Origin of the sequence: Pseudomonas sp. PHC1 (assembly GCF_046487845.1) — a bacterium.
In the GTDB taxonomy this organism is placed as follows: domain Bacteria; phylum Pseudomonadota; class Gammaproteobacteria; order Pseudomonadales; family Pseudomonadaceae; genus Aquipseudomonas; species Aquipseudomonas sputi.
Window position 1 is genome coordinate 1 of the sequence record NZ_JBJXHJ010000071.1, and the last position, 827, is coordinate 827.

Annotated in this window: 1 pseudogene; it reads right to left on the reverse strand. The window is 45.8% G+C overall.

The annotated features are described in order from the left end of the window. Positions 1-668: 668 nt before the first annotated feature. Positions 669-827: pseudogene (locus tag ACKJSM_RS28680) on the reverse strand (alpha/beta hydrolase); the annotation flags it as partial.

Genomic DNA, 827 nt, shown 5'->3' on the forward strand with positions numbered 1-827 from the left:
CACGGGCCGGACATAGGCTCCGACGAATGGAAATCGGTGATTGAATTCAAATTAGGAGTTCGCGGTGGGACAAGCGTACCTGAACGAAGCTCCGAAAAGTGGTGCAATTTCGTTGATCAGCGAACTAATGCGATTTTGGTCACTGGGTGTGGCACCGGAAAATCGCTCACCACCAATGTTAAATCTGGCCCTTCTTACGATTGCGCACAGGTAGAGCCTTAGTTATTTTTTGTTGTGATACTGAATGGGTATAACTCGATAAAGATTCCGTTTTCATTTATAATTCTTACTGATGCATTTTTGTTCGTTAGATATGGTTCTGTAAGTTTTATTAGCTGGTGCTGAGTGTCGGCGGTAAAGATAGGTCTGGTTGAACCTCTTCGGAAAAGCGCCCATCCTTTTTGTGATTTCTTTATCGCGTAGATGATCATGTTGCATTGTGCCTGTGCCGGCTAAAGGTTTCGGGGAAGCGAATGTTTTAAATCGCTAAGTCCGTCGCTAAAGTCAAAGTTTGGGCATTGCCCGCATCGCTCTTATCTAAACTTCAGCCCATAACGCGCCGAACGGTGGTACATGCCAAGGTTTGAACACCTTAAGCATGAACCACCGTTTGGTGGCGCCTTGAAAATTGAACAGTATGGCCTATACAGTAGGCAGCAAACAGGTAGTCAGCTGCGTATAAATGCCAATATATCAGCGTTGATTACATCCGCATTGGTTGTCGGCATGCCGTGTGGAAAGCCAGGATATTTTTTGAGCGTACCATGCTTCAGTAACTTCACCGCCAGAGGTGCAGAGTCATCGTATGGCACGATCTGATCATCATC